This window comes from Streptomyces sp. NPDC051207 (assembly GCF_040682395.1).
Lineage (GTDB): Bacteria > Actinomycetota > Actinomycetes > Streptomycetales > Streptomycetaceae > Streptomyces.
In genome coordinates this window covers 1-3,519 of record NZ_JBFBAX010000073.1, presented here as the reverse complement: position 1 = coordinate 3,519, position 3,519 = coordinate 1, and the positions used below count along the sequence as shown (strand labels likewise).

Below are 3,519 nucleotides of genomic sequence, written 5' to 3'. Positions count from 1 at the left end.
CGTCAGCACCAGACCCGTCGCCAGCTGCGCCAGGCCCTTCCACGCCTGCCCCATCGCCTCCCAGCCACCGAAGCCCACCAGCGTGCCCAGGCCCTGAGCCACGCCTCGAGCCCGGCGCCGCGGAGCCCGTGCCGCCCGACACCGTCCACGAGGGTGACGGGACCGAGGACGGACCCCGTGGCGCCAACTCGGTCTGCTCGTCCAGGGTGACGTGGAACGAGTTCCGGCCGAAGACGGCGCCGCGAAGGTCGGCGGCGCGGAGGTCGACGGCCGGCAGGGAGGCACCCATGAATCTCGTGCCGCGGCAACTGGCGCCGGTGGCGTCCACTCCCCACAGGGAAGCCTTGACGAGGTCGGCACCGTCAAGTACGGCTCACCTGGCAGAGCGGGAAGCGCGCAGCTCGCTCAGGGGCAGGGTGCGCGGCGGCACCGTCGGGTCCACTCTGCCGGTTCCCTCCGTGTCCTCCATGGCCGAGAGTTCGGCGAGGGCGGCGGAGGGGCGCAGGCCCCGGTCGTGGGCGGCGCGCAGGCGGTCCAGCCAGGCCGGCCCGGCCCGATAGACCGCGTCGTCCTCGATGTCGTGAGGTTCGAACCCCGCGCCGTCGTCCTCGTCGGAGGCCCACAGATGGCCGAGGAGCCCCCGCTCACCGCGCACGGGCACGGCGGTCACCTCGCCGTCGACCGTGCGCTGGTACCCGACGCGGCCGAAGCCGGGGGTCTGCTCGAACTTCCCGTACCGGTAGGGGATTTCGAAGCTTCCCCAGACGTCGCGCGCCGTGCCGTCCGGGTCGAAGTAGTTCTCGGCACCGGTTTCGTTCGGCCTGGCAAACCATGTCGGGTCGTCCGGGTCGGTCTCCGCGTCCAGGGCTTCCGAGAGGTCGTGCAGGGCGGCGGAAAGCCGTGGGCCGTTGAGCGCGTACATGTCGGGCTGGGGCCGGCCCTTGAGGTCGTACGGCAACCAGACGTCGGAGGTCGTCACCAGGTCCACGCTGATGTAACCGACCAGCGCGGCGGCCCCCAGACGGAAGAGGTCCGGTTCCTCGCGGGCCTCCCCGCCGACCACGATCTGACCCGCGCTCCAGGCCTTCGCGTAGACGGAGCCCATCTCCCCGGCACGCATCGTGGCCGTGATCGCGTCGGCCAGGTTCTTCGCCACGTCCGCCGACGACGGGCCCTCTTCCCACTCGAACGTATCCCGGAAGAGGTACGTGTTCTTCTTTCCGGCCTCGTGCACGGACACAGACACCCGCGGAGCACCGACCATGAGCCGGTGCTCGCTCAGCACGGCGTAGGCGGTGAACAGCTCGTGCAAACAGATCTGCAGGCCGCTGCCTCCCTCGTGCTCGCGTCCCCAGGTCCAGCGGGCTACGGTGCTGGTGGCTCTCATGATGTCTCTCTCGGCCACTACCACTCGGCAGGACTGCCGTTGGCCGACCCCAGCAGTGATTCAGGACGCCGAGTTCGGCGGGGCCAGCTGCTTCTCGTGCCCCTCAATAAAGATATTTCCGGCAGATACGCAAGAGCGGCCCCCGGGCATACGGTGTGAGGCGGCGCTGGTCACGCCGGTGCAGGCCTCCCGCAGAGCGCCTGTCACCTAGGCTCACCCGACGCCCAGGGAAGCACCTGAGGACGCCGACGCCAGTACCAAGCTCGGCCAGCCAGATCAACAGCGTTCGAACCAAGTGCACCAACGGCTTGCCCACCGTCATCAATTGTCAGTTCCCGGTACTGCGAGTCCAGCTCTCTCAAAGCCTCGCCGAACTTCTCTCGCTCGGTTTCGGGAAGATCCCTCAGAAGTACATCGAGGCTGTCACGATATTCGAGGTCTTCCTTGTACATGGCAGCCGAGTACCAGTTGTTGGGGGGCCAGTTTGAACGCAGGCGTACACACAAGCGTTCCCAGTTCACCAAGAGTCCACGAATCCGTTCCTGTGTGTCGCCCACACCACGCGGAGCCACGGCGTCGGTCACTGGAGTCGGGATGCCGAAGGCACGTACGACTTCTGGGAGATGCATCACCCGCACATCGGGCAGCCCTGCGATTGGCGCCTCTGCCGCTTCGACGTAGAATCCCGGCTGATCGTCCTGCTCAGCCACACGCGCGAGCGTCAATCCACCGTCGGGCAAGGCGACACGGCGAATCCAGGGCACTTCTCCGCGCCATGCGAAGAAGACGGGAACATCGAGTCTACGTGCGACGTGGAGAGCCAAGTCCGCCTCTGACAGCTGATGCTTCACTTCCTCAGCGGCATAAATACTCAGCGACCACTGCAAATCTCCCGCAATAAATTCATACTCACAGGTGACAAGCGCATCCCAGTTACGAGACTCCAGTTCAGACGCATCCGACACATCAATATCGGCTGCCGGGACATCGAACGCTTCGGCAAGAATCGCCGACATGCGTTCGAGAACGCCACCCCCTCCAGTCAGGAACGCGTACATCATCCGTAGTACTTCCTATACAGCTCTTTGGCCTTTTCCACGGACAGGGGATTTTCCCTGAATTGAGGCGCTTTACTGAACATGGTCTCCACTTTGCTCAGATCCCCGTCAGCCCTCATGATCGCTTTCAGTGCGCTGTATTCGACGCGATTCATCTCGACGAACCCCGGGCCGTCTACCGGAAAAATCCGACCGTGTGGTTCCACAGCATAGCGTCTGCCGTTGACCGTGTAGCGCTGGGTTTCAGGATCGAAGTCTGCTCGTCCCGCCGCGATCTCTGAAATGTCCTGACGTACGTTCTCCTTGAATTCTGGCAGAATGACGGTGTTCTTGTCATTCGGCACGCCGTTGCGGACCCCGCTGAGGTCATGCCGAGCATTCGGATACAGCAGTGTCTTACCGCGAGCGGGTCCTGCGATGTCGTCACCCGCCGGCCACTCCTTCACAGGACGCGGCTGATTCCCTCCCTGCGGGCCAGTGTTTCCAGGGCTGCTGCCTGTGACTTCGGCTGCCCCCGAAGCGCCATGCCTGTCACCGGCGTCTGATGCCGGGCCATCCTGACCGTCCGACGACGGCTGCTCGTGAGCGCCACCAGGTGTCTCATGCACCCCACTGCCTTTGTCCTCGGTAGGGCCGCCGCCCCCTCCCGGCGTCTCATCGGTGGCCGACGGACCCGGCCCATGGTCGTGTGCCGAGCCGCCGGGCAGTTGGTCGCCGGCGCTGCCGCCGCGGACGTTGTCCGCAGCGCCTCGCGGCAGGTTGTTCCCCGCCCCAGCACCCGGCACATCCCCGCCTGCGTGCACCGTGGGTACGTCTCCGCCCGCCTGGACCGCCGGGGCCGTCGGGACGTCCTCGCCCACGCGGCCCACGTCGTCGAGCCCGTCGCTGCCCAGCCGGACCGCCTGTCCCGCGTTGTCGACCGTGGCCGCGCCCGCGCCCACCAGCGCGGGCTCGCGGACCGGGGAGTCCACGCGCGGGTTGTCCGCTCCCGACGCGGGCGGCGTCACATCGGGCTGGTCGACGATGTCGCCCGGGCCGTCCGCGCCCTTCTGCACGACGTTGCCGCCCTCGTCG

General features: G+C 66.7%; 3 protein-coding genes and 1 pseudogene. All 4 read right to left on the bottom strand.

All coding sequences use genetic code 11. From position 1 onward, the window contains the following. Window positions 1–328, bottom strand: a 328-nt coding sequence (locus AB0M97_RS30710) for a pentapeptide repeat-containing protein (RefSeq protein WP_365964254.1), incomplete at its 3' end; no start/stop codon positions are given. 45 nt (window positions 329–373) lie between these two features. Beyond that, on the bottom strand, window positions 374–1,387 hold the full coding sequence (locus AB0M97_RS30705) for a hypothetical protein (protein WP_365964253.1): 1,014 nt from the start codon (window positions 1,385–1,387) through the stop codon (window positions 374–376). A gap of 203 nt (window positions 1,388–1,590) precedes the next feature. Further along, window positions 1,591–2,448 (bottom strand): hypothetical protein, encoded by an 858-nt coding sequence (locus AB0M97_RS30700; protein ID WP_365964252.1) that lies wholly within the window; start codon window positions 2,446–2,448, stop codon window positions 1,591–1,593. Beyond that, window positions 2,445–3,519, bottom strand: a pseudogene (locus tag AB0M97_RS30695) (hypothetical protein); the annotation flags it as partial. The gene AB0M97_RS30700 and the pseudogene AB0M97_RS30695, both read right to left, overlap by 4 nt.